A 23284-nucleotide genomic window follows, 5' to 3' on the forward strand; every position below is an offset into this window, starting at 1 on the left:
CCTACATACCTTCCAATTGGCTGCCCTGCTTGTCCTTGCCTCCAAGGCGCTGGAGGAACAAGGCGAGTGCAAGGCCGATGAGTACGAGAATGACTGCGATGACGCTGGCAGGGCCCATGAGGTTGGCCCGGAAGCCCCGCAGGTACATGTCCAGTGCCAGGATCCGGGTGGAGTTGCCCGGGCCGCCGCCGGTGAGGACGAAGATCAGGTCGAAGTACGTCAGGGACCCCACCACCATCAGGGTGGAGGAGGTGATGATGGTGTACTTCAGCTGGGGGAGGGTGATGTGGAAGAACTGCTTGATGGTTCCCGCCCCGTCGATTTCCGCTGCTTCGTAGAGGGACCTGGGGATCTGCCGCACCCCGCCCTGGTAGATGAGCGTGTGGAACGGCACGAACTGCCAGGCGATCACGAAGATGACCAACCCAAGGGCCAGGTGGGGGACACCCAGCCAGTCCTGCGCCAGGAAGGGGAGTCCCAGCCCGGTGGCCAGGCCGAAGTTCGGGTCCAGCAAGGCTTTGAAGGCGATGGCGACCGCTGCCGATGAAAGCAGCAGCGGCAGGAAGTACAGCACGGCCAGGGCAGCCCGGTAGCGCTGGCTTCCCGCGGTGAAGACACCCAAAAGGAGGCTGATGGGCGTCTGGACCAGCCAGGAGGCGATCATGATCAGGAAGGTCAGCCCCAGTGCGTTGTACAGCCCGGGGTCCGCGAGCACGGAGAACCAGTTGCCCAGCCCTGCCGACCCGATGGCGCCGATGCCGTCCCAGCTGGCGAAGCTCAGGATGAGGACACCGGCCAGCGGCACCACGGCGAACGCCAGGAAGAAGAACAGTGCGGGCACTGTCAGCCAGGCGAGGGCGGTGTTGCGTTGTCCGCTGTGGCCCGGGTCGCCCTTGGGGCGGGCGGCCCGGGCGGCCGGCTTACGGGTGGTGGAGGCGGCGTTACTCATTTGCCCAGGGTTGCATTCATGTTCTCGGCGAACTGCTGCGGGGTGATCGACTTCAGGAACAGCTGGTCGATGTTGTTGAGCAGGGCTTCGGCTGCGGTGGGGCTGAGGGCCTGGTCCCACGACTGCTGGAAGTTGGGGGCGTTCTTGGCCAGGTCATAGACAAAGTTCAGGAAGTCCTTGTCTTCAGAGGTGTTGAGCTTGTCCTCGATGCCGTTGACGATCGGGACGGAGCCGGAATTGATGTAGGTATCGATGACCGTCTCGGTCAGGATGCCTTCCTTGAAGAACTTCTTCGCCGTCTCCTTTTCCGCGTCGGTGGCCTTGGAGGAGATCGACATGTACTGGGCGGGGTTTCCCACGCCGTTCTTCGGATCGCCCTTGCCGCCGGCAATGGTTGGGAACTGGACGAACCCCAGCTTTCCGTCCTGGACGAAGTTCTGGCCGCCCTTTTTCATTGCGCCGTAGGTCCAGGAGCCGTGCAGCATCATGGCCGCCTTGCCCGTGAACAGCAGGGCCTGGTCCGCATTGGAGTCTGCCGCGATGGAGGAGAAGCCCTTGATGAACCCATCTGCAGAGACGAGCTCCTGGATCTTGGTTCCGGTCTCGATAACGGCGGGATCCATCCAGGAGTTGGGCTTGCCTTCGAAGATGGCAGTGAAGACCTCGGCGCCGCCGATGCGGTCCAGGATGTATTCCAGCCACATCATGGAGGTCCAGCGGGACTGCCCGCCGAGGGAGAAGGGTGCAACGCCCATGTCGTTAAAGGTCTTGACCAGGGACATGACGTCATCCCAGGTCTTGGGCGGCTGGACGCCCGCCTGTTCGAACAGTTCCTTGTTGTAGAACAGGACGATCGGGGCGACGTACTGGTTGGGCAGTGCGTAGATCTTTCCGTCGACCGTGGCTGCACCGAACGACGCCGGGAAGAACTTGTCCTTCAGGTCCGGGTTCTCGTCGAACCAGCCCGTCAGGTCGTCCACCTGGCTGGCCTCGGCGTAGGTCTTCAGGGTGCCGCCGCCCCAGCCGTAGATGATGGTGGGTGCCTGGCCGGCGCCGATGGCGGTCTTGATCTTGGTCTTGTAGGCGTCGTTCTGGAAGTACGTGACGGCGAGTTTGTCGTCCGGGTTCGCCGCGGTGAAGGCGTCCACGGCCTTCTGCATGGTGGTCTGGTTGGGTTCGCCGGAGAGGTACCACATGCTGGCGCCCCCGCCGCTGCTGGAGGAACCCGGTCCCGATGTCCCACAGGCAGTGGCCGTCATGGCGGCGAAGGGGGTGAGGGCAGCAAGGGCGAGGAATGACCGGCGGGAGGTCTGGGATTGCTTCATTGCTTCTCCATCTGAAATTGCTTCGTTGCAAATGTTTGGGGCGTGAGCTCCACCAACGGTTTCGAAATATTTCGACTACGTGATTTAGGTCACGGTCTAAACTAAAGGTCAGGAGTAGCAAAGGTCAAGGCCTAATCTATTGGCCTCTTGTCAAGGCCATTCTCCTGCCTCTTGACCGCGTTCACGGAAATCTGAACAATGAGTCAACGAAACTTTTCGAAAGGTCTCACCAGATGGCAACGAAGATCCCGGAACGGGCCAAGCCGACGCTTGCCTCCGTTGCCCAGCAGGCCGGGGTTTCCGCGCCCACTGTCTCGAAGGTGGTGAACGGCCGCGAGGATGTGTCGCCGGAAACCCGGGCCCGCGTATTGGCCGTGCTTGAGCAGGCCGGGTACCAGTCCCCGCTGCAGCGCCGTTCCGCCGGTGAGACCGGCACGGTGGTGGAGGTGGTCATCGATGTCCTCGATTCCGCGTACACCATCCAGGTGCTTAACGGCGTGCTGCAGTCCGCGGCCGATGCCGACGTCGAGATTCTCGTCAGCGTCACCGGCCCCGCAAGCCATGGCCGGCGCAGCCCGGAGCGCCGCGCACAGCGCATGGTGGACGAGGGCAGGGCCGGAATGATCGTGGTGACCTCAGCCTTCAGCGAAACGCAGCTGCACCCTTTCCGGCGCCGCCAGATTCCCGTCGTCGTCATCGACCCGCTGAACCCGCCTTCCGCTGACGTGGTCAGCATCGGGGCCACCAACTGGGCCGGCGGCAAGGCGGCCACGGAGCACCTGCTTGAACTGGGGCACCGCCGCATCGCGTACATCGGCGGCATCGAGAAGGCCGAGTGCAACCAGGCGCGGCTGCACGGCTACATGGCCGCGCTCATGGCCCACGGCGTACCGGTGGACCCGCAGTACATCTGCTCCGGCGGCAGGTTCCGGCGGGAGGGCGGCGTTAAGGGCCTGCAGGCGCTGCTCGAGCTGGACAAGCTTCCGACCGCGATCTTCGCCGCCAGCGACACCATCGCCCTGGGCATTCTTGGGGAAGCGGGCCGGCACGGTATCCGGGTTCCCGAGGACCTCAGCCTTATCGGTTTCGACGGAACGAACCAGGGCGAGGAGTCGGTGCCCTCGTTGAGCTCCGTAGCCCAGCCGCTGGAGGAGATGGGGCGCGCAGCGTTCCGGTCTGTGCTGCGCCAGGCGCGTGGGGAGGTCCTGGATTCGCACCGTGTGGAGCTCGCCACGCATCTGATTGTCCGCGATTCCACGGCGCCTCCCGCGGACTGAGGTCCCCTTCACGCTGCCCGCCGTCGCCTTCTACCTTTTCGCACAACGATATGTCGTCAGCGGTATGACCGCGGGCACTGTTAAGGGATGACATTCCACCTATGAAAATCACCAACCTCGACACAGTCGTCGTCGACTTCTACCGGACGAACCTTATCTTTGTCAGATTGAGCACCGACGAGGGGCTCACCGGCATCGCTGAGGCAACCCTGGAGGGCCAGGAACACGCGGTCCGCGGCGCCGTCGCAGTTCTCGCGGACGCCGTCCGCGGCAAGGACCCTACCCGGATCTCACAAACCATCTACGAGCTCAACCGCGATGCCTATTGGCGCGGGGGTCCTGTGTCGATGACAGCCCTCAGCGCCCTCGAAATGGCTATGTGGGATGTCTCCGCCCGCGCTCTGGGCGTGCCTGTCCACCGCATGCTTGGTGGCCAGGTGCGCGACAGGGTCCGCGCCTATGCCAACGGCTGGTTCTCGGGAGCCAAGTCACCTGGGGATTTCGCCGACGCCGCCGTGCAGACCGTTGCGCAGGGCTTCCGCGGACTCAAATGGGATCCGTTCGAAGCCGCTGACCTCACCCTCCAGCCGCGGGACCTGCGGCGTATGCTCGAGCCCGTCGCCGCGGTCCGGGAGGCTGTAGGCGATGACGTCGAGCTGTTCATTGAGGGACACGGCCGGTTCGATGTCCCCACGGCAATCCGGGTTGCCCGCGAGATCGAGCAGTTCCAACCGGTCTTCTTTGAGGAACCATGCCCGCCGGACGGGATCGATTCCCTCGTAGAGATCCGCTCAAAATCGCCGGTCCCGATCGCCGCCGGTGAGCGCTGGTTCGGACGCAACACCTTCGTGCCCGCCCTCTCACGAAATGCCGTGGACTATGTCCAGCCCGATGTCACCCATGCCGGCGGCTTCCTGGAGCTCTCGTTCATCTCCACGCTCGCCGCGGCCCACTACATCCCATTCGCGCCGCACAACCCCAGCGGACCACTCAGCACCGCGGCTACCCTGCAACTTGGAGCGATGCTGCCCAACTTCCGGTATCTGGAAATCATGGCCTCGGACGTGCCGTGGCGGAGCGAGATCTCAAACGAACGCCTCCAGTTGACCGAGGACGGGGACATCCTCATTCCCGAGGGCGTGGGCCTGGGCATCGAACTCGACTTCGACGCGATTGCCGAGCACCCGTACACACCGCATCCCATGCGCATCTTCACTGACGCAGTCGCAGATATCAGGCCGCCGGACGCCCGCTCCTACTTCAACCTCGACAGCATGCCCGCTATCTGAGCCACCGGGGACTGAACATGACAAGCATGGCTCCACAGCACGTCCTGCCGGCCGACCCCGCGGCTGCGATCCTCGTCGGCCGCGTGTGGGATCCGGTCACGCAAGGACCCAGAGTAGTCCGCGTCCGGGGCGAAGAGGTTTTCGACCTGGTCCCAGGGGTCCGCACTGTGGCCGAACTCATGGATCACGAAGACGCTGCGGAACTCGTCCTGCAAGCCTCACACGAACCCCGCTGGAACCTTGCCGAACTGGTGGAATCCTCCCTGGACGGGAACCGGAACCGGCCCCATTTGCTGTCCCCGATCGACCTCCAGGTTGTCAAAGCCTGCGGAGTGACATTTGTGGAGAGCATGGTTGAGCGCGTGATCGAAGAGCGGTGCGCCGGCGATTCTCGACGCGCCGCAGAAGTCCGCAAGACCGTCACCGGTGTTCTCGGGGGAAGCCTGGACACACTGCGGCCAGGGTCTGGAGAGGCGCAAGAGGTCAAGAAACTGTTGTCCGCACAGGGGATGTGGTCACAGTACCTTGAGGTTGGGCTGGGTCCGGACCCGGAAGTGTTCACCAAAGCTCCGGTGATGTCCTCCGTTGGCTTTGGCTCTGGCGTCGGCATCCCCAGCTTTTCGTCATGGAACAACCCCGAGCCGGAGCTGGTCCTCATTGTCGATTCCGGTGGAAAGGTCCGGGGGGCAACCTTGGGAAACGACGTCAACCTCCGGGATGTCGAGGGCCGCAGCGCACTCCTCCTCGGCATGGCAAAGGACAACAACGCGTCCTGTGCCATCGGCCCGCTCATCCGGCTTTTCCATCGGGACTTTACGCTAAACTCCCTGCGGACCGAGGAAATCACCCTCACCGTGGAGGGCGCAGACGGATATCGCCTGGAAGGCCGCAACAGCCTGGCCCGCATCAGCCGCCCCTTTGAGGAGCTCATCGCTGCGGCCAGGGGCAGCCACCACCAGTACCCCGATGGTTTTGCTCTCTTCACGGGAACGCTGTTCGCCCCCACCCAGGACCGCGATGCTGAAGGGCTCGGCTTCACTCACAAGCCCGGGGACGTCGTCACCATCAGCAGCCCCCACCTCGGGGCGCTCATCAACCGGACAGGCAGGACCGAAGACATGGATCCCTGGACCTTTGGGATTACGGCCTTGTTCAGCTACCTGTCTCAGCTGGAGATGGGGGCTCCGGCGTCAAGCGGATGATTTAGCCGCGGCGCGTGTAGCTGACTTCGGTCGCGCCCAGGGGTGCAGAGTGCAGTGTCACGTAGCTGCCCTGGGCTTTGGTCCCGTCCCCAGAGCCACCACCGGGCAGTGAAACATAGCCTGCCTCGGTGCGGCGGAAGTCTTCCAGGTGGCCGGGCAGGGTGACATAGCTGCCGCCCCGGGGTGTCCCGATCACGGCGGAGGGGGCTGCTTCGATGGTCACTGGGCGTTCGAGGATCTGGGTCATGGTGTTCTCCTGATGCGTGAGGATTGGGCGGCTGCCATCCGGGTCCCTGCCGTTCCCATGTGCGTCAGCCTTGCGGGTGTCCGCAGGGGGCAATGGGGGTGGGGTTCGATGCAGCGCGGGGAGCCGGCGCGTTGGCGCTCGGGGAACTGTTCACCCGCATACAGCCCGGATAGGGCTTCGGTGGCCTGCCATCAACGTTACGGCTTATTTTGAGTGCATCAAAATAAGGTGGCGGAACTCACGGGGCAATCACCGGGCAACGGCAGACCTGGAACCCTATTTCTTGGTGAGCCGGTACCGCTCGATCTGCCGCAGCCGCCGCATCAGGCTGTCGCGCCGCGGGTGCGGGACGGCGTCGGACGCTTCCGCGGTGAGGTCGATGTGTTTGGTGCCGTACTGCCACAGCAGCAGGTCGTCGAGCAGCCGGTCGGGACCGGGGGAGTAGCGGTGGTCCAGGGCTTTCCGGACTTCGGTGATGCGGATGGCGCTGAGCAGTCCGGCCAGCTGCATGGTCTGGTTGAGGCCGTGGGCGGCCAGGAGTTCAGCGGCCCAGCCCCAGTCGTCGTCCACCTTGCGGTCCACGTGGGGGAGCAGCGTCCGCCAGACGTCCCGGATACGGTTGGGGGTCAGCGGCGCGGCGCCCTCGCCGTCGGCATCCCAGAAACTGCGGACTTCCTCGTAGCGCTCGTGGAGGTCTGCAAAAGCTGTCTCCACCGTCTCCAGCATGGCGGCCGTGGCGGTGAACTGCCGGTCGAAATGCGGGGTCCACGCGCGCGGGTCCTCGGCCTTGAACCGGATGTCATGCTCGATCTCGCTCCACGCGTGGGCAAAGATCGTCCGGATCTGGCACTCAAAGAAGTAGCTGCCGTTGGGTACGGCGTCCGGGTTGAAAACCTGCTGGTACTCCTTGACGGCCTCATTCTGGATGGTCCGCAGGATCAGGTGCCGGCTGGAATACCCGTAGGTGCCGGATTCGATGGAGCCGATGTCCTTTTCCCGGTCCCCGCGGCAGTCGAAGAGCTGGCGCTGGTGCTTGATGATGTTGGCCACCACCGCATTCTCGGCCGGGAGCTTGGTGATCACCCGGATCCCCACCATGTCATTGAGCGTCCGGAACGGGTCCGGGAACTTCAGGACCGGCGGCCCGCCCGGTTCCAGGGGTTCCTCGATCCGTGAAATCTTCTCCTTGAACGATTCCACCGTTTTGGTGCGTCCGGTGACGAACAGCGGGGTGACCTCGGAGTCCTTCAGCATGTCCCGCAGGGTCAGCAGGACGTCCCGGGTGACCAGTTTCAGGGCAGGGCGGACGCGCTCGTAGATCTCCACGTTCTGCTCCACGGATTCGCGCAGGCTCGCGTCCAGGCTGTCCCAATGACTCGGCATGGTTCCAGCTTACGGCCGGGCACTGACAGAACGGTGGCGCCGGGCGCCCTCAGCGTTCCGCCGCGGCGGTGGATCCGCGCACCACCAGTGAACTCTCCAGCGTGACCCCGGCCTGTTCGAGCACCTCGCCTTCCATGAGGCGGCGCAGCTGCTCTCCGGCCTTCAGGCCCAGGGGGGTGGCGGGCAGGTGGACGCTGGTGAGGCCTGGATTGCTCGTGGCCGAATAGGGGAGGTCGTCGAAGCCGGCCACCGCCAGCTCCTCCGGAATCCGCACGCCGGCCACGCGGGCCTCCTGCAGCACACCGTAGGCGTGCGTGTCGGTGCCGCAGACAACGGCGGTCACCCCCTCCCGCTGCCACCCCGGCCAGGCGGCGGCGAAGGCTGACGCCGCCGTGCCGACGTCGATGGTGGTGCTGATCATGCGGTCCGCCCCGACGGTGATGCCGCGGGCGGCCGCCTCCTCCAGGAAAGCTTTCCGGCGGAGCGCAAAGGTTTCCGTGCCCGTGACGCTGTCCACGTACGCCGCCTCGCGGTGACCGGCGTCCGCAAGGTGCGCCGCGAGTTCCCGCGCACCGCTTGCCACGTCCAGGTTCACCGACGGCGCGTAGGCCTCCAGCCCGGGCGCGTCCAGCAGCACAACGGGCGACGGCGACGCGAGGTCCTCGAGGAAGCCTGCGCTGGGTGCGTCCACCAGGAGCCCTGCCGGACGCAGGGACATGAGCCGCCGGACGTCGTCGGCCCGGGGGGACTCGCCGGCCTCCGTGACGGACAGCAGCAGCTGGTACTGCGGGCCCAGGGACTCCCGCACCCCGGCGATCACCTTGGCGAAGAACGGGTTGGAGATATCCGGCGCCACCAGGATCACGATCGAGCTCACGCCCTTGGCCAGCGAACTGCCGATGCCGTCCACCACGTAGCCAAGCTCGGCAATTGCCTCCCGGACCCTGGAAATGTTGTCCTCGGAGACCCGGCCGGCGGTCTTGCCGTTGGCCACTAGCGAGACCGTGGCCGTGGAAACCCCTGCCCGGGCGGCCACCATCGCCGCCGTGATCCGCCGCGAACGCGCGGGCTGCTGCAGCTGTTCCGCGGATTCCATACCTCGATCGTAGTGGGCAGCGGACCCGCAGGCTGTCCTCCACGGCCACACATGGCACGGCAATCCCGCGCCGCGGAGGCGGCCGCCGGACAGGAAAATGGGCGATCCCCGGCCCCCCGAAAGATGGGAGTCATGCAGGCCTTCCGGACCGGGGGCTCTGGTGGGACGATGCCCGTATGAGCGATACCAGCCATGCAACAGCGCGGGACCTTGGCCCCCGCCAGCACGCCCACGTTGCGCCGACCACCCAGGAGATCCGGACCATTGGGCAGCGCCGGCGGGAGGCGGAGGAGAAGCTTGAACAGCACCTCCAGGAAGCCCGCCAAAGGTACGAACAGCACGAGGCCCAGGCCCACCCGGAAGCCGGGCACCCCGGCAGGGAAAAGCGCCACTAGCCCGGCCCCGCACACACGCCACGCCATCCTGCACCCCTTCAGGCAGGCGATGGCATCAAGCGCTTGACCTGCGTTTACGTCAAGCGTTTGACGTGCGCCACGCAACACTGCCATGATCTCTCCTGAACGCTTCAGCTCCCCGCGCACCTGCGGGCCCCAACGACGTGGAGATCATCGTGGAACCCACTGCCCCTTCCCTTGGCCGGCAATCTTCCGGCCGCAAAAAGATCATTCTTGACTGCGACCCCGGGCATGACGACGCTGTGGCGCTGCTGCTCGCCCACGGCAACCCGGACATCGACCTGCTGGCCGTCACAACAGTGGTGGGAAACCAGACCCTGGAAAAGGTCACCCGCAACGCCCTGGCCGTCGGCACCATCGCCGGCATCACCGGTGTGCCCTTCGCCGCCGGCTGCGGACGCCCCCTGGTGCGCAGCATCGAAACCGCCCCGGACATCCACGGGGACAGCGGCATGGACGGCCCGGAACTTCCGCCGTCGGACATTGACCTGGACCCCCGCCACGCGGTGGACCTCATCATCGATACCGTCATGGCGCACGAGCCCGGCACCGTCACCCTGGTGCCCACCGCCGGCCTGACCAACATCGCCCTCGCCGCCCGCAAGGAACCGCGCATCGTGGAACGCGTGAAGGAAGTTGTCCTCATGGGCGGCGGCTACCACGTGGGCAACTGGAGCGCCGTGGCGGAGTTCAACATCATCATCGACCCCGAGGCCGCGCACATCGTCTTCAACGAAAAGTGGCCGGTGGTGATGGTGGGCCTGGACCTGACCCACCAGGCGCTCGCCACCCCGGACGTCGTGGAAAAAATTGCTGCGATCGGCACCAGGCCCGCAAAATTCGTCACCGAACTGATGGACTTCTTCGCCCACACCTACAAGGACGCCCAGGGCTTCGACCACCCGCCGGTCCACGACCCCTGCGCCGTGGCCTATGTGATCGACCCCAGCATCGTCACCACCCGCAAGGTGCCGGTGGACATTGAGCTGCAGGGCAAGCTGACGCTCGGCATGACGGTGGCGGACTTCCGCGCCCCCGCACCGGCCGACTGCCACACCAGCGTCGCCGTGGACCTGGACCACGACAAGTTCTGGAACCTGGTCACCGAGGCCCTCGTCACCATCGGTGATCCGCTCACCGGTGCCGCGCGCACCACACAGAACACGGCCGACGTCGTACGCGGCGAAAGTGCCTCCCTCGCGGCGGGAGGGGTCAAGTAAATGACCGCCACCGTCCTCGAAACCCGGACCGCCAAGGGCAACGTCACCGCCCTGATGGTCGCCCTGCTGGCAGCCTGCGTCGCCTTCCAGCTCAACGCCTCCATGCTCAGTCCCGCCCTGGTGACCATGGGCGAGGAGCTCAACACGGACCAGGCCGTCATCGGCCTCTCCCAGACGTGGTTCTTCACCGCGGCCGCCCTGTTTTCCCTGTTCCTGCCCCGCCTGAGCGACATCGTGGGCCGCAAGAAGATCCTCGTGGGCATGATGCTCCTGATGGCCGTGGGGTCCGTCATCGCAGCCCTCGCCCCGGACGTCACCTGGCTCTTCGTGGGCCGCATCATCCAAGGCGTCAGCGGCCCCACCGTTCCGCTCTGCCTCATCATGCTGCGCTCCGCGGTCAGCAACCCCCGCAAATACGGCACCCTCATGGGCCTGATCACGGCCGTCAACGGCGGCGTGGCCGGTGTGGACTCCTTTGTGGGCGGCTACTTCGCCGAGAACTTCGGCTTCCGCAGCATCTTCTGGCTCATGGTGGTGCTGGCCCTGGCTGCCACCGCGCTGATCGCGTTCCTGGCCGGTGAAAGCAAGCCGGCCGCCGGCACCCGGATGGACTGGCAGGGTGTGTTCTTCATTGTCGTCGCCGTGGGCGCGCTGCTCACCGCCCTGAACGAAGGCGCCAAGCTGGTGGGCGCCTTCTCCTCCGGCACCCTGATGCTGAGCCTCACGCTGGTGCTGGTGTCCGCCGCCGCGTTCTACCTGTTCTGGCGGACCGAAAAGCGGGCCAGCCAGCCAATGGTTGAGACCGTGCACCTGCGCCAGCGCTCCACCTGGGCGCCGCTGCTCACCACCACGCTGACCATGACCGGCATCTTCGCCGTCATCAACGGCATCGTCCCCGCCTACGTCCAGGCCGCCGACCCCGGTTTCGGCATCGGACCCACCGAAATGTCGCTCATCATCCTCACGCCGTATGCCCTTCTCGGCTGGGCGGTGGGGCCACTCAGCGGCAGGCTCGCACCGGTGCTCGGCTACACCAAGGTGCTGCGGATCGGCCTCCTGGGCAGCATCGCGGCGCTGGCCATCATCGCGTTCTTCGGCCTGGACAGCCTGCCCCTGATGATCGCCGGCACGGTGTTGCTGGGCATCACGTACGCCGGTACGGTCAACATCATGCTCAACGGACTCGGTGTTGTCCTTTCACCCGCCGGCAACCCGGGCTTCCTGCCGGGCATGAACGCTGGCGCCTTCAACCTGGGCGCAGGCCTCAGCTTCCTGGTGCTGCCCGCCGTCCTGGTGGCGACGGCGGCCCTCGGCGATGCAAAGGCGTCCTACCTGACCGTCGTGGTGGTCGGCCTCGCGCTCACCATCGCAGCGTTCGCCGCCTCGCTCCTGATCCCCAAGCCGGTTGAAGCCGAGGTGGCGGAGTGAACGCCGCCGTCGACCAGGCAGGCCGGATCGTCGTCGTCGGCTCATTGAATGCCGACCTCACCATCTACTGCGAACGCCTTCCACTCCCCGGCGAGACAGTGCACGGCAACGGCTTCGCGGTGAACCCGGGCGGGAAGAGCGCCAACCAGGCAGTTGCCGCGAGCCGGCTGGGCGGGAGCGTCAGCCTGGTGGGCGCGGTGGGGGAGGACCCCAACGGCGCCATGCTGCTCTCCTCCGCCGCCCGCGCCGGGGTGGACGTCGGGCACGTCCGCACAGCGTCCGAGCCCACGGGCGTGGCGGTCATCGCGGTGGATGCCGGCGGCGAGAACAACATCATCATCTCGGCAGGCGCCAACGGCACCCTGTCCCCGGCGGACGTGGCGGAGGCCTCGGACGTCCTGGAGCAGGCCGCCGTCGTCTGCCTTTGCCTGGAGGTGGGCATGGAGACGGTGCTCGCCGCGGCACAGGCAGGGCACGACGCCGGCGCAACAGTCCTGCTCAATCTCTCGCCGTACGGCGAGGTGCCGGAGGAGCTGACCGCCCTCACCGATGTCCTGCTGGTCAACGCGCATGAGGCCGCGCTGTTCCTGGGCGACGGTGCCGCGGCCCCGGACCCCGGTGCTGCTGATTCCGAGTGGGACCGGGTGCGCCTGCGCTTTGCGGAGCGGGGGATCCGGCAGGTGCTGGTGACGCTCGGTTCGCAGGGCTCGGTGGTGCTGGACTCGGTTGCTCCCGAGGGTTCCCGGGTGGTCCGTATTGCGCCCACTACGGTCAAGGCCGTGGATACCACAGGGGCGGGTGACGCCTTCACCGGTGCCGTTGCCGTCCGGCTGGCCGCCGGGGACGCGCTCGCCGGAGCGGCTGCCTATGCGTCCGTGGCTGCGGCCCTGGCCACCACGCGGAAGGGAACGCAGGCCGCGTACCCGGAGGCGGCTGATGTGCAGCGGGTGCTGCGGGCCTAGGGAGTAACGTCAGGCGCCGCCGTGGTGCGCGACGCCAGGAAACACGGAGAGGGTGGGGATGCCGCTGCGGCCTCCCCACCCTCTCCCGTTTTGCAGCCGGTCCCCTACTTGGCCAGGAAGGTCAGGAGCGCCTGGTTGAACTCATCGGGGTGGCTCACATTGCAGCCGTGCGGGGCGTCACGGAGGACGTGCAGGTCGCTGCTGGGCAGTGCTGCATGGGTCCGGGCGCCGGATCCTTCGAGGGGCACGGTGCCGTCCCCGTCGCCATGGAGAACGAGCGCCGGGACGGTGACGTTGGGCAGGTCGCCGCGGAAGTCGGTGGTACCGAAGGCCTCCATGCAGGCCAGGGCGGCTTTCTTGTCAGCCTGCTTGCACAGCCGGAGGGCATCCTGCCGCTGCTGCTCGGTGACCTTCAGCTCGCCGTTGACGGAGAAGAACTGGCGGGTGAAATCGTCGTAGAAGGACTCTTCATCCTTGCTCAGGCCGGCGGTCATTTCGGCTGCTGCTTCCTTGGTGAGGGGCCCCTCCGGGTTGTCTTCGCCCTGCATCATGTACGGGGGGACGGCCGCGGCGAAAACAACGCTGCGCACCCGGTCGGAACCGAACTTGGTGAAGTAGCGGGCTACCTCGCCGCCGCCCATGGAGAACCCCACGAGCGTCGTGTCGTTAAGGTCCAGTGCCTCGAGGAGGGCGTTCAGGTCCTCCGTGAGGGTGTCATACGTGTAGCCGCCGTGGGGCTTGTCGCTGCGCCCGAAGCCTCGCCGGTCGTAGGTGATGACCCTGTAGCCGGCAGCCTGCAGTGCCGGAACCTGGGTGGCGAAGGATTCCCCGGACAGGGGCCACCCATGGATGAGGACCACAGGCCGGCCCGTGCCGCCCGTGTCGTCGACGTGCAGGTTGGTGTCCTTGAACAGGCCGTGATGGGCAGTAACTTCTGTCATGAAGAGCCTCCGACTGTGAGATGGGATCGGCGTCCGTGGCCGAACGTTAACTCATTCGTCAGCAGGCTGTCTTTCGGATGGGTCGTGGTTTACTGCGGTGGCTTCCGTGGACCCCGGCCGGTCAGGGGCCGCCGTCGTGCTTGATGCCGGGTGCCCCCGGAACTTCGGCGGGGCGCCCGGTGAAACGGTCCATGGTCCGGTTGATGCCCAGCACGTCCATGAGCCGGTCGAAGGCGGCGACCGGAAGCAGCCGGGCTGCCGGGACCAGGTTCACTAACGGCGGGAGGACCAGCTTCTGCCGCCCGCTTTCGACGGCGTCCAGCACCTTGGCCGCCACGGCCTCCTCTTTGAGGATGGGAAGCAGGCGCGGGAACCGGGTCCGCACGCCGTCGAACATGCCCGTATCGATGTAATAGGGGCAGACCACCAGCGTGTTGACGCCGGTCCTGCCCGCCCGCAGCTCGGCGCGCAGTGACTCGTTGAAGCCGAACGCCGCAAACTTGCTGGCTGAATAATCGGTCTGCCGCGCGACGCCCACCAGCCCGGCGGCGCTGGCAACTGTCACTACCGTGCCGCAGCGGCGGGCAGCCATGCCGGGGAGGAATGCGCGCGTCACCCAGTACAGTGCCAGGACATTGACGTTGAAGGTCCGCTCAATATCCTCGTCGGCAGCGTCCAAAAGCAGCCTGCCCGTGACCACGCCTGCATTGTTGATCAGCACGTCCACCGGACCGGCAACGGTGGCCGCCGCCTGCACGGCCTCCCTGTCCGCAACGTTCACGGTCTGCGCTTCCGCCAGGCCGCCGGCGCTGCGGATTTCATCGCGGACCTCCCTGCCGCCGTTGGCCGAGACGTCCCAGATGACCACCCGCGCACCCCGCCGGGCCGCCGCCAAAGCCATGCGGCGGCCCAGCCCGCTGCCGCCACCGGTGATGAGCACGGTGCTGCCGGAGAGCGGCGTCCCGCCGGCCATCAGCGCAGCCGTCCCATCAGCATGAGCGCGCCCTTGACCATCCTGGTGTACCGCTGGTTGGCCATGCCGGGCGGCGGCCCCACGGGAACCAGCCGCTGCTGGGCCACCGTTTGGGCTTCCGTGTACTTGAGGATGCCTTCCTTCCCGTGGCGCCGCCCCACACCGGAATCCTTCATCCCGCCCATGGGGGCATCGTGGGACGCCCACGCGGCGGAGTAGCCGTCGTTAATGTTGACCGTCCCGGCGAGTAGGCGCCGCGCTACGTCCTGGCCGTGCCGCGCGGACCAGACGCTGGCGTTGAGTCCATAGTGGGAGTCGTTGGCCAGGGCCACAGCTTCGTCGTTGTCCTCCACCTGGTAGACCGCCACCACGGGCCCGAACGTCTCCTCCCGCGCAACCACCATCTCCCCGGTGACGCCGGTGAGGATGGTGGGCTCGTAGAAGTACGGGCCGAGGTCCGGCCGGGGCCGCCCGCCCGTGATCACGCGGGCGCCCTTCGCCCGGGCGTCCTCTACATGCGCGCTGACCCGGTCCAGCTGCCGTTGGCCCGTGAGCGAGCCCATGTCGATGTCCCAGCCCGGCCCGGACCCCAAACGGATCCCTTCCACATGCGCAGTGAAAGTTGCCAGGAAGTCCTCGAAGACGGCGCGGTGGACGTAGATGCGTTCCATGCTGATGCACAGCTGTCCGGAGTTGGAGAAGCAGCCCTGCGCCGCACCCCTGGCCGCCTTGTCGAGAACGGCATCGGCGAGGACCAGGGTGGCGTTCTTCCCGCCCAGCTCACCCGAGAAGCCGATCAGCCGTTCGGCGCACTGCTGTGCCACGATCTTCCCGGTCCCGGAGGAGCCCGTGAACATGAGGAAGTCCACGCCGCTGATCAGTGCCGGGCCCAGCGTCGGCCCTTCACCGGTCACGATCTGGAACAGGTCCCGGGGAAGCCCGGCTTCCCGCAGCAGCTCCAGGGCGAGCAGTGCCGTGAACGGGGTCTGGGAATCCGGCTTGAGGACGCAGGCGTTGCCAGCCAGCAGGGCGGGGATCGCATCCGAGACGGCAAGGGTCAGCGGGTAGTTCCACGGGCTGATGATGCCCACCACGCCTTTGGGGAGCCGGTACTCCACGGTCCGGGTCAGGCCCGGCGCCGCTCCGGTGCGGCGGGCGGGGCGGAGGAAGCGTCCGGCCGTGCGCCGGTAGTAGGCGGCGGTCAGGGCGGCGTCCGCGAGCTCCTCGAAGGCATTGAGCCGCGACTTGCCGCTCTCCGCCTGGACCAGGTCCAGGATCCCCGCCTCCCGCTGGAGCAGCAGCGCGTGGAACCGGCCGACGACGGCGCGGCGCTCGCGGAGGGGAACAGCGGCCCACTCGCGCTGGGCTGCCCGGGCACTTTCGACGGCGGCCGCCACGTCATCCGGCGTGCAGACGGGGACGGCGCCCACCGTGCTGCCGTCCAGCGGGGAATGGGAGTCCTGCGTGGGCCGGCCCGGTCCGCAGGTCACCAGGTCCGGCAGGTGATAAAGATTCGCAGGCGCTGCAAGCCTGTGGCCGGTAGCTGCCGGTGTGGTCCCCGGCTCGGTGGTGCTGGTCATTGTGGTCCCCTTTGGCGGCAATGTAATTTCCGAGCCTAGCCGCAGAAGCAGACATGGGTCCGGCAGCGCCGCGGCACCCGTGAGTTCAGGCGCCGGGAGGCCGGTACTTGATCTCACCGGCTTTCTGCAGGGCTTCCATGGTGTCCTCCACACTCATCAGCACTGTGGTTTCAAACGTGCTCAGCGCGCCGCCTCCGCTGATGGCCAGTGCCACCGCTGCCATGGAGACGTTGTCCGGGGCTTCCCACAGGTTGTAGCCGTCATGGCTGCCGAAGGCATACCAGAATCCGTGCAGCTTTCCCCCTACCGATTCGATGTACGCCTGCGCGGCTTTCCGCCGGTCTTCGGGGTTGTTGATCAGCCGGCCCCAGGTCTCCGGTGTGTAGCTGAACCTTGACAAATACAGAGGCATTTTCCTGTCCCTTCATTGAGTTCTGGAGTGCGGATTCACTCAGAATGGCAGTGCGCTGATGGCACGGCAACGGGCTTTGTCATTGGCTGGCGGTACGCTCGGCACATGGTGCAGCGGCATAGGCATTACTACGGTGAAGACCCCAGCCAGTGGGGCGAGCTGTTTCTCCCTGACCTGCCCGGCGGCGGTGCCCACCGGGGTGTGGCGGTGGTGATCCATGGAGGCTACTGGCGGTCAAAGTACGGGGCGGAGTTGGGGGAGCCGCTGGCTGTGGACCTCGCCACGCACGGAATGGCGGCCTGGAACCTGGAGTACCGCCGGGCAGGGAACGGCGGCGGCTGGCCGCATACGTTCCGGGACATCCTGGCGGGCGTTGACACACTGCAGGAGTTGGCCGGTCCCCATGTCCTGGACCTGGCCAAGGTGGTGGCGCTGGGCCACTCCGCCGGCGGGCACCTCGCCGTGTGGGCGGCAGGCCGCGGCCGGCTGCCCCACCTGGGGCTGGAAGCGGAGCACCGGGAGATGAACGCGAAGGACGACGGCGTCCGCCTCACCGGGGTGGTGAGCCAGTCCGGCGTCCTGGACCTGGCGGAAGCGGAAAAGCTAAACCTCAGCGATGGTGCCGTGGCCAACTTCCTTGGCGGGCCGTCGTCGGAATTCCCCGGCCGGTACCGGTACGCGGACCCCATGGCCGCGCTCCCGCTGGATGTTCCCGTCTTCGCCGTCCACGCCACGGAGGACGAGGACGTGCCGTTGGCCATGTCCACCTCCTACGTGGAGGCGGGCAGGTCCGGACCAGTGCCTGCGCGGCTGGTCACGGTGCCCGGGGACCACTTTGCGCTGATCGATCCAGGGTCCCAGGCCTACAGAAAGTGCCGCGGACTTGTGCAGGAGCTGCTGCGGTGAGGCGCTCGGCGTGCCGAGCCCGCAGTTGTCCTGAAGTACAGTGACGGCCATGGACATTCCCTGGCCGCACGGTACCTGGACCCACCCGCCCGTTTCCGCCGTCGAGCACGGCACGGATCTGCTGGTCACCGCCAAGGAAGGCAGCGACGCCTGGCGAACCACCTCGTACGGCTTTATCCACGACAGTGAGCACGCCCTCCTGGCGCCTTTTCCGCCGGATTCCGCGGTGGAAGTGGAATTTACCGCTGACTTTTCCGAGCAGTTCGACCAGGCCGGGATCTTCGTGCGCCTTTCTGCCGAGAAGTGGGTCAAGGCCGGCGTCGAGTTTGCCGACGGCGCCTGCCAGCTCGGAGCGGTGGTCACCGACGGCGTGTCTGACTGGTCCCTGGCTCCCGTTCCGGACTGGAGGGGGATGCGGGTGCTCATCAGGATTAGCCGCGCCGGTGACGCGCTCACCATCCGGGCAAGCGCCGCCGACGGGCCTTTGCGGTTGGTCCGGGTAGTCCCGCTCGATCCCGCCGCGGATGCCCACGCCGGGCCCTTCGTGTGTGCCCCCACCAGGGCGGGGCTGACCGTGCCCTTCCATGCCTGGCGGACCACGGAACCCGACGCCGCCCTGCACTGACCCCGCCTGCCGGTCCGGACGTCGTCACGGACCGCCGTTGGCTGCCCTCTTTCTGGCAGAGTATGACCATGCTCACTGTTATTGGCGAAGGCCTTGTTGACGTTGTCCAGCGCGCCTCGGGTATTGAAGCCCACGTGGGCGGCAGCCCGCTGAACGTGGCGGTGGGCCTGGCCCGCCTTGACCACCCGGTGCAGTTCATCGGCCGGTACGGCCGTGACGCCTACGGCGATTCCGTCGCGGCGCACCTGCGCGCCAGCTCCGTCATGGTTCCAATGGGCCCCGATGACCTGCCCACCAGCGTGGCCACCGCCCTGATTGACGACGACGGCGCTGCCACCTACACGTTCGACCTCACCTGGGAGCTTCCCGGCATCGCCGACAGGCTTGCCTTCATGCTGCAGGGAACCACGCTGCTGCACACCGGTTCCATCGCCACCATGCTGGCGCCCGGCGCGACGGACGTGCTGGCCGCCGTCGAATACGCCCACCCGCACGCCACCATCAGCTTCGACCCCAACTGCCGGCCAAGCATCATCACCGACGTGGACTACGCGCGCCGGCACACGGAAAAGTTCGTGACCCTGGCTGACGTGGTCAAGGCCTCCGATGAGGATCTCGCCTGGTTGTACCCGGACATGGACGTGCTGGATGCCGCACGGCGCTGGTTGTCGCTGGGCGGATCCGAAGGGCCCGCGGTGGTGGTGGTCACGCGGGGCGCCGAAGGGCCCTGGGGAGTGTGCCATGCCGGTGAAGCAAAAGTGCCGGCACCCCGGGTTGAGGTGGCGGACACCGTGGGTGCGGGTGATTCGTTTATGGCGGCGCTGCTGTCCGGCCTGGTGGACCGCGGCCTGGACGGCGCGCAGAACCGGAAGGACCTGCGCGAGCTGCCGGCCGAGGGGCTGGGCGAGCTCCTGGCCCACGCTGCCCGGGCCGCCGCGGTGACGGTCTCCCGGCCCGGCGCCAACCCGCCCACGCGAGCGGAGCTGGACGCGGTCCAGTAGTTCTGCTGAGAAGTAGCTCACTTAGGTACGAAACAGACATAAAGCTGTTAGTCTGGTCTCGCACCTAGAGAGAGTGAGCAATGATGCTTCTCGAAAGAGACCTCATCCAGTCCGTCGGCTTCCGCAACGTCACCGAGGGCGGGCGCGTGACCGGCTTCCAGTTCCGGGTCCGGATGCCTTCGTACCGCGGCATGGCGGCGTCCCTCATCGACGGCATCGCAGTCCGCGTGGGCAGCATGGTCGACGTCGGCCCGGACGTTCCGCTGTGGACCTTCGGAGGGCAGACCTACACCCTCCAGCAGCTCTGGGACAGCGAGGGCGTGCGCTGGCCCCTTGAGGATGCGGCGGTAGTCACCGTACCGTTCGACGGCGGCCTGCCCCAGGGCGTCCACGAGATCACCATTGAGCTGCGGCTGCGGATGTCCTACATTCCGGTCGAACACCAGCCCACCATCCACCGCGTCAGCCGCGCGGTGACGCTGGCCCCGGAAAACGGTGAGGGCACCTTCCGCTACGGCGTTTCCCTCTACAGCTACATGGGCGACTACGGCACCGTGATGGACCTGGAAACTGCGTTGGCCTCCATAGCCGACGTGGGGGCAACGGGCGTCGAAATCCTCGGCGAGGGGCACATCCCCAACTATCCGGAACCGTCTCCTGCCTGGCTCGACACCTGGTTCGGCTTGCTCGAGAAGTACTCCCTGGAGCCCACGAACTACGGCTCCTGGATCGACACCCGGCTGCACCCGGGCCGGAGCATGACCGTTACCGAAGGAGCCGAAGCGCTGCAGCGGGACCTCAGGCTTGCCCGCCGGCTGGGCTTCGGTTTCGTCCGCCCCAAGATCGGCGTCGTATCCAGCGACCTGGTGCCGGACCCCATCTGGACCGAATCCGTGGAGCGTTCCCTGGACCTGGCCCATGAGCTCGGGATCATCATCTGCCCTGAAATCCATTCGCCCACACCCATCAAACATCCGGTGGTTGATGACTACATCGGCCTCATCGAGCGGACCGGAACCAAAAACTTCGGCCTGCTCATCGACACCGGGATTTTCCAGGACCGGCCCATCCCGCTCCGCGAAGGCGAGACCCGTGAAACCCGGCCCGCCTTCCTGGACGGCATCGGCGTCGACCCCGCAGATTTCAAGGACATCGCGCAGTACGTGGTGTTCGTCCAGGCGAAATTCCACGACATCAACGAGCAGCTGGAGGACCAGCAGATTCCCTGGCTGCCCGTGCTCAAGGTGCTCAAGGACTCGGGCTACACCGGTTATCTGTCCAGCGAATACGAGGGCGAACGCACGCCCTGGCGGGCCACCGAACAGGTCCGCCGCCAGCACGCACTGATCCGCAGGATCACCGCGGAACTTCCCTGAATTCCACTCCTCCTCCCAGCAAAGAGAACAACCATGCCCAACGGACTTCTTGACGATGCAAGCCTGCGCACCCACCCGGAGGGCCTAGCTCTTTCCCTGACCATCCCCTGGTACCGGAGCCTCTGGCTCTCATCCGTCTCCAGCCTCAAACTGACGGTTGACGGCGACGAGGTCCCCGCCGCGGACCTGTCCCTGGAACTGGGCGGCGTCCGGTATGCCCTCCCGGACCTGCCCGCCCAGGGCGAAACCCTCTGGTACCTCCAGGAGCATCCCCTGCTCATCGCCAGGAGGGAGAACCCGCTTGCGCTGGGGGAGCAGCACACGGTCCAACTGCTGGGAGAGCTGCGCCTGCCCTATATGCAGATCGCGCCGGGGCAGGCCGGCGGCCCGGGCGTGTATGTGCCCAACTTCGTCAACCAGACGCTGGACCTGGTGGTCACGGACAAGTCTGCACCGGCTCCGGCATTGACCACGGCTTTCACGCCGCCGCCTCCCAAAGCGGCAGAGGACCCGTTCTCGCTGGGGCTGACCCTGTACTCAGCCAGTGCCGAGTTCCGGGCCGGCTGGTACGACTTTGACGGCCTCTTGAACAGGGTGGCCGAGCTGGGCATCGGCCCGGGCATCGAGATCGTTGCCTCCCAGGTCCTGCCCACCTATCCGAGGGTCACCGAAGACTTCGCCCGCTCGTGGCAGGAAGCCTTTGACAAGCACGGCTTCACCGCAAGCTCCTTCGGCGCCAACCTGGACATGGGACGCCGTCGCGACCGCGACATGACGCCGGACGAGGAATACGAGTTCACAGAGACCCTCTTCCACGGCGCCAAGAGGCTGGGATTCCCGCTGGTGCGCATCCAAAGCGCAAAACCGGACCTGCTGCGCCGGCTCCTGCCGCTGGCAGAGGACCTGGAGCTCAAACTTGCCTACGAGATCCACGCACCGCTGGGACCCAATGCGACTGAAATCATGAAGGTACGCGACGTGTACGCCGAGCTGGATTCACCACTGCTGGGATTCGTGGCGGACTTTTCGTCAACCATGCACAGCATGTCGCCGACACTCCTGCGGGCCGTCCGCCGTGCGGGCCTGGATGAGGACGCCGTCCGGACGTTGCAGGCCATCTGGGCAACCGACGCCCCGATGCGCGCACGGCAGGAGGAGTTCATCGACTACCTCCGGGGACAGGACTTCGACCCTGCCCGCCTGGGATCCTTCGCACACCTCGCCTTCAACATGCACGGCCACGTCAGCCCAACGGAGTGGGCGGACATCATGCCGCAGATCATGCATGTCCACGCCAAGTTCTACGACATCGATGAAGAGGGCAACGAACCGGCGATCAATTACCCGGAACTCGTCCGGGTCTTTGTGGAGGGCGGCTACCGCGGCAACTGGTCCAGTGAGTGGGAAGGCCACGCTTTTGCCGAGCTCGGCGAGGTGGATCCGCTGGTACTGGTCCGGAAGCAGCACGACCTGATCCGCAAGAGCATGCGGTCAGTGCCGGCGCCAGCGTAACGAGCCGACTGCCCCGTGCCCCTCCGGTCAGCCGGCAGGGGCACTGGGGCGTTTAAGCGCACCGGGCTTCTACGGGGCGTCCGTGGCGGTGGCCGCCGCCACGATTCCGGCAGCCTCCTTGAAGAGATCCCGCATCCACTCGTGCTCCGAATCCCGGTTGTGCACCGGGTGCCACCACAGGGCGTTGACCAACGGCGTGGCATCGAAGGGCAGCGGCAGGATCCGCACCCCGCCCACGCGCAGCGCAAGGGGCGCCAGCGCCGCCTGGATCAGGGCGATCCGGTTGGTCCCCACCACGAAGTGCGGCAGGGACTGGAAGCTCTCCACCACCACGTCCACGCGGGGCTCCACGCCGAGCTGCATGATGTGGCGTTCGGCCGAGGTTGACGCCGAGCGGGTCTGGTAGGTCATCACCCACGGGAGCTCTGCGATGTTCTCCATGGTGATTTTCTCGCCGACGGCGGCGTTGGAGGAAGAAACGACGGCGACCCAGCCGTCCCGCCACAGGTCCAGGTAGGGGAGCCCGGTGAGGAAGCCGTGCGGAATCACCATGCCGTCCACCGAGCGCAGGCGGTTGGCGGCATCCTCCACCACCATCGGGTTGTGCAGCATAAAACGGAACCGGACTCCGGGGGCGCGTTCGGCAGCGAGCTCGGAAACAACCCGCCCGATGGTGGTGAAGCCGTAATCCGAGCCGTAGATGGAAAACTCGCGCTCGGACTCGGCGGGCTCCCACGTTGCCTGGCTTTCGAAAACCCGGCGCGCAGCTTCCAATGCCGTGGTGGTGTGTTCCGCCAGGCGCAGGGCGAAAGGCGTCAGCTCATAGGCGTTGCCGCGGCGGGCCAGGATGGGATCCCCGAAATGGGATCGGAGCCGCGCCAGCGAGGCGCTCAAGGCCGGCTGGCTCAGGTGGAGCCGCTCGGCCGCCCTCGTCACGCTCCGCTCCGTAATGAGGGCATCCAGCGAGATCAGCAGGTTGAGGTCGAGCCGGGAAAGCAGGACATTATTTGTCACGGCACGGCGATCTTTCAACGGTGAATTTTCGTCAGGCCAATCTATCAGCGGGATCAATAGGAGTGGTGGTTTCCATCACATTTACCGATGCAGAACGGTTCTGCAGACCCCCGTGAGACTTATGTCTGTCATCGGCAAGACTTATGTGCT

Annotated in this window: 22 protein-coding genes; 12 read left to right on the top strand and 10 right to left on the bottom strand. The window is 66.4% G+C overall.

Translation table 11 applies throughout. The features are described 5' to 3' along the window. Nucleotide 1: 1 nt before the first annotated feature. Together IEX33_RS06335 and IEX33_RS06340 are read right to left on the bottom strand one after the other, a co-directional pair. Nucleotides 2–949 carry a carbohydrate ABC transporter permease gene (locus IEX33_RS06335; RefSeq protein WP_188728658.1) on the bottom strand — a complete coding sequence of 316 codons (948 nt, stop codon included), beginning with the start codon at nucleotides 947–949 and terminating at the stop codon, nucleotides 2–4. Further along, on the bottom strand, nucleotides 946–2274 hold the full coding sequence (locus IEX33_RS06340) for an extracellular solute-binding protein (protein WP_188728661.1): 1329 nt from the start codon (nucleotides 2272–2274) through the stop codon (nucleotides 946–948). Before IEX33_RS06340 ends, IEX33_RS06335 begins: the two co-directional genes overlap by 4 nt. Nucleotides 2275–2507: 233 nt before the next feature. Between IEX33_RS06340 and IEX33_RS06345 the strand changes: the two genes are divergently transcribed. The 3 genes from IEX33_RS06345 (at nucleotide 2508) to IEX33_RS06355 (ending at nucleotide 6042) form a co-directional block, all read left to right on the top strand. Then, a complete protein-coding gene (locus IEX33_RS06345; protein WP_188728663.1) occupies nucleotides 2508–3551 on the top strand; it encodes a LacI family DNA-binding transcriptional regulator in 1044 nt (347 codons plus the stop codon). 101 nt (nucleotides 3552–3652) lie between these two features. Further along, entirely contained in the window at nucleotides 3653–4840 is a 1188-nt protein-coding gene (locus tag IEX33_RS06350; protein WP_188728665.1) for a mandelate racemase/muconate lactonizing enzyme family protein, read from the top strand. Between the two features lie 17 nt (nucleotides 4841–4857). After that, nucleotides 4858–6042 (top strand): fumarylacetoacetate hydrolase family protein, encoded by a 1185-nt coding sequence (locus IEX33_RS06355; RefSeq protein ID WP_188728666.1) that lies wholly within the window; start codon nucleotides 4858–4860, stop codon nucleotides 6040–6042. Between the two features lies 1 nt (nucleotide 6043). On the opposite strand, the gene IEX33_RS06360 is transcribed toward IEX33_RS06355, so the two are convergent. From IEX33_RS06360 to IEX33_RS06370, 3 genes are all read right to left on the bottom strand, one after another. Next, on the bottom strand, nucleotides 6044–6289 hold the full coding sequence (locus IEX33_RS06360; protein ID WP_229675258.1) for a hypothetical protein: 246 nt from the start codon (nucleotides 6287–6289) through the stop codon (nucleotides 6044–6046). A 276-nt stretch (nucleotides 6290–6565) separates the two neighbouring features. Next, nucleotides 6566–7672, bottom strand: a complete 1107-nt coding sequence (locus tag IEX33_RS06365) for a GTP pyrophosphokinase (RefSeq protein ID WP_188728668.1) — start codon at nucleotides 7670–7672, stop codon at nucleotides 6566–6568. A gap of 49 nt (nucleotides 7673–7721) precedes the next feature. Next, the gene (locus IEX33_RS06370) at nucleotides 7722–8768 is read right to left on the bottom strand and encodes a LacI family DNA-binding transcriptional regulator (RefSeq protein WP_188728670.1); all 1047 of its coding nucleotides are present in this window, start codon (nucleotides 8766–8768) and stop codon (nucleotides 7722–7724) included. A 176-nt stretch (nucleotides 8769–8944) separates the two neighbouring features. Here IEX33_RS06370 and IEX33_RS06375 point away from each other — a divergent pair, with 176 nt between their 5' ends. The 4 genes from IEX33_RS06375 (at nucleotide 8945) to IEX33_RS06390 (ending at nucleotide 12794) form a co-directional block, all read left to right on the top strand. Then, the gene (locus IEX33_RS06375) at nucleotides 8945–9163 is read left to right on the top strand and encodes a hypothetical protein (RefSeq protein ID WP_188728673.1); all 219 of its coding nucleotides are present in this window, start codon (nucleotides 8945–8947) and stop codon (nucleotides 9161–9163) included. A 176-nt stretch (nucleotides 9164–9339) separates the two neighbouring features. Beyond that, nucleotides 9340–10404: a uridine-preferring nucleoside hydrolase UriH gene (gene uriH, locus IEX33_RS06380; RefSeq protein WP_188728675.1), complete on the top strand. Its 1065-nt coding sequence runs from the start codon at nucleotides 9340–9342 to the stop codon at nucleotides 10402–10404. Continuing rightward, complete coding sequence (uriT, locus tag IEX33_RS06385) at nucleotides 10405–11832, top strand: uridine transporter UriT (protein ID WP_188728677.1); 1428 nt, start codon at nucleotides 10405–10407, stop codon at nucleotides 11830–11832. Continuing rightward, complete coding sequence (locus IEX33_RS06390) at nucleotides 11829–12794, top strand: ribokinase (protein ID WP_188728679.1); 966 nt, start codon at nucleotides 11829–11831, stop codon at nucleotides 12792–12794. The genes uriT and IEX33_RS06390 overlap by 4 nt, the downstream gene beginning before the upstream one ends. Nucleotides 12795–12898: 104 nt before the next feature. Here IEX33_RS06390 and IEX33_RS06395 read toward each other — a convergent pair whose 3' ends face one another. The 4 genes from IEX33_RS06395 to IEX33_RS06410 all read right to left on the bottom strand — a co-directional run bounded on the left by IEX33_RS06395 (nucleotide 12899) and on the right by IEX33_RS06410 (nucleotide 16700). Continuing rightward, complete coding sequence (locus tag IEX33_RS06395) at nucleotides 12899–13735, bottom strand: alpha/beta fold hydrolase (protein WP_188728681.1); 837 nt, start codon at nucleotides 13733–13735, stop codon at nucleotides 12899–12901. 121 nt (nucleotides 13736–13856) lie between these two features. Continuing rightward, the gene (locus tag IEX33_RS06400) at nucleotides 13857–14708 is read right to left on the bottom strand and encodes an SDR family oxidoreductase (protein WP_188728683.1); all 852 of its coding nucleotides are present in this window, start codon (nucleotides 14706–14708) and stop codon (nucleotides 13857–13859) included. Next, the gene (locus tag IEX33_RS06405) at nucleotides 14708–16288 is read right to left on the bottom strand and encodes a succinic semialdehyde dehydrogenase (RefSeq protein WP_188728685.1); all 1581 of its coding nucleotides are present in this window, start codon (nucleotides 16286–16288) and stop codon (nucleotides 14708–14710) included. The genes IEX33_RS06400 and IEX33_RS06405 overlap by 1 nt, the downstream gene beginning before the upstream one ends. An 85-nt stretch (nucleotides 16289–16373) precedes the next feature. Continuing rightward, nucleotides 16374–16700: a GYD domain-containing protein gene (locus IEX33_RS06410; protein WP_174179750.1), complete on the bottom strand. Its 327-nt coding sequence runs from the start codon at nucleotides 16698–16700 to the stop codon at nucleotides 16374–16376. Between the two features lie 105 nt (nucleotides 16701–16805). Between IEX33_RS06410 and IEX33_RS06415 the strand changes: the two genes are divergently transcribed. From IEX33_RS06415 to IEX33_RS06435, 5 genes are all read left to right on the top strand, one after another. After that, entirely contained in the window at nucleotides 16806–17606 is an 801-nt protein-coding gene (locus IEX33_RS06415) for an alpha/beta hydrolase (protein ID WP_188728687.1), read from the top strand. Nucleotides 17607–17655: 49 nt separating this feature from the next. Further along, on the top strand, nucleotides 17656–18231 hold the full coding sequence (locus tag IEX33_RS06420) for a DUF1349 domain-containing protein (protein WP_188728690.1): 576 nt from the start codon (nucleotides 17656–17658) through the stop codon (nucleotides 18229–18231). A gap of 41 nt (nucleotides 18232–18272) precedes the next feature. Further along, on the top strand, nucleotides 18273–19232 hold the full coding sequence (locus IEX33_RS06425; protein ID WP_268238411.1) for a carbohydrate kinase family protein: 960 nt from the start codon (nucleotides 18273–18275) through the stop codon (nucleotides 19230–19232). Nucleotides 19233–19315: 83 nt separating this feature from the next. Then, nucleotides 19316–20608: a C-glycoside deglycosidase beta subunit domain-containing protein gene (locus IEX33_RS06430; RefSeq protein ID WP_188728694.1), complete on the top strand. Its 1293-nt coding sequence runs from the start codon at nucleotides 19316–19318 to the stop codon at nucleotides 20606–20608. Between the two features lie 33 nt (nucleotides 20609–20641). Then, on the top strand, nucleotides 20642–22120 hold the full coding sequence (locus IEX33_RS06435) for a C-glycoside deglycosidase beta subunit domain-containing protein (RefSeq protein ID WP_188728696.1): 1479 nt from the start codon (nucleotides 20642–20644) through the stop codon (nucleotides 22118–22120). Nucleotides 22121–22189: 69 nt separating this feature from the next. On the opposite strand, the gene IEX33_RS06440 is transcribed toward IEX33_RS06435, so the two are convergent. After that, a complete protein-coding gene (locus IEX33_RS06440) occupies nucleotides 22190–23134 on the bottom strand; it encodes a LysR family transcriptional regulator (RefSeq protein WP_188728697.1) in 945 nt (314 codons plus the stop codon). Nucleotides 23135–23284: the final 150 nt, after the last annotated feature.

This window comes from Pseudarthrobacter scleromae, from assembly GCF_014644515.1.
Lineage (GTDB): Bacteria > Actinomycetota > Actinomycetes > Actinomycetales > Micrococcaceae > Arthrobacter > Arthrobacter scleromae.

Excerpts from the sequence above, each read along its gene's own strand:
- IEX33_RS06335 (WP_188728658.1), bottom strand. The coding sequence starts at position 949 with ATGAGTAACGCCGCCTCCACCACCCGTAAGCCGGCCGCCCGGGCCGCC.
- IEX33_RS06340 (WP_188728661.1), bottom strand. The coding sequence starts at position 2,274 with ATGAAGCAATCCCAGACCTCCCGCCGGTCATTCCTCGCCCTTGCTGCC.
- IEX33_RS06345 (WP_188728663.1), top strand. The coding sequence starts at position 2,508 with ATGGCAACGAAGATCCCGGAACGGGCCAAGCCGACGCTTGCCTCCGTT.
- IEX33_RS06350 (WP_188728665.1), top strand. The coding sequence starts at position 3,653 with ATGAAAATCACCAACCTCGACACAGTCGTCGTCGACTTCTACCGGACG.
- IEX33_RS06355 (WP_188728666.1), top strand. The coding sequence starts at position 4,858 with ATGACAAGCATGGCTCCACAGCACGTCCTGCCGGCCGACCCCGCGGCT.
- IEX33_RS06360 (WP_229675258.1), bottom strand. The coding sequence starts at position 6,289 with ATGACCCAGATCCTCGAACGCCCAGTGACCATCGAAGCAGCCCCCTCC.
- IEX33_RS06365 (WP_188728668.1), bottom strand. The coding sequence starts at position 7,672 with ATGCCGAGTCATTGGGACAGCCTGGACGCGAGCCTGCGCGAATCCGTG.
- IEX33_RS06370 (WP_188728670.1), bottom strand. The coding sequence starts at position 8,768 with ATGGAATCCGCGGAACAGCTGCAGCAGCCCGCGCGTTCGCGGCGGATC.
- IEX33_RS06375 (WP_188728673.1), top strand. The coding sequence starts at position 8,945 with ATGAGCGATACCAGCCATGCAACAGCGCGGGACCTTGGCCCCCGCCAG.
- uriT (WP_188728677.1), top strand. The coding sequence starts at position 10,405 with ATGACCGCCACCGTCCTCGAAACCCGGACCGCCAAGGGCAACGTCACC.
- IEX33_RS06395 (WP_188728681.1), bottom strand. The coding sequence starts at position 13,735 with ATGACAGAAGTTACTGCCCATCACGGCCTGTTCAAGGACACCAACCTG.
- IEX33_RS06400 (WP_188728683.1), bottom strand. The coding sequence starts at position 14,708 with ATGGCCGGCGGGACGCCGCTCTCCGGCAGCACCGTGCTCATCACCGGT.
- IEX33_RS06405 (WP_188728685.1), bottom strand. The coding sequence starts at position 16,288 with ATGACCAGCACCACCGAGCCGGGGACCACACCGGCAGCTACCGGCCAC.
- IEX33_RS06410 (WP_174179750.1), bottom strand. The coding sequence starts at position 16,700 with ATGCCTCTGTATTTGTCAAGGTTCAGCTACACACCGGAGACCTGGGGC.
- IEX33_RS06415 (WP_188728687.1), top strand. The coding sequence starts at position 16,806 with ATGGTGCAGCGGCATAGGCATTACTACGGTGAAGACCCCAGCCAGTGG.
- IEX33_RS06420 (WP_188728690.1), top strand. The coding sequence starts at position 17,656 with ATGGACATTCCCTGGCCGCACGGTACCTGGACCCACCCGCCCGTTTCC.
- IEX33_RS06430 (WP_188728694.1), top strand. The coding sequence starts at position 19,316 with ATGCTTCTCGAAAGAGACCTCATCCAGTCCGTCGGCTTCCGCAACGTC.
- IEX33_RS06435 (WP_188728696.1), top strand. The coding sequence starts at position 20,642 with ATGCCCAACGGACTTCTTGACGATGCAAGCCTGCGCACCCACCCGGAG.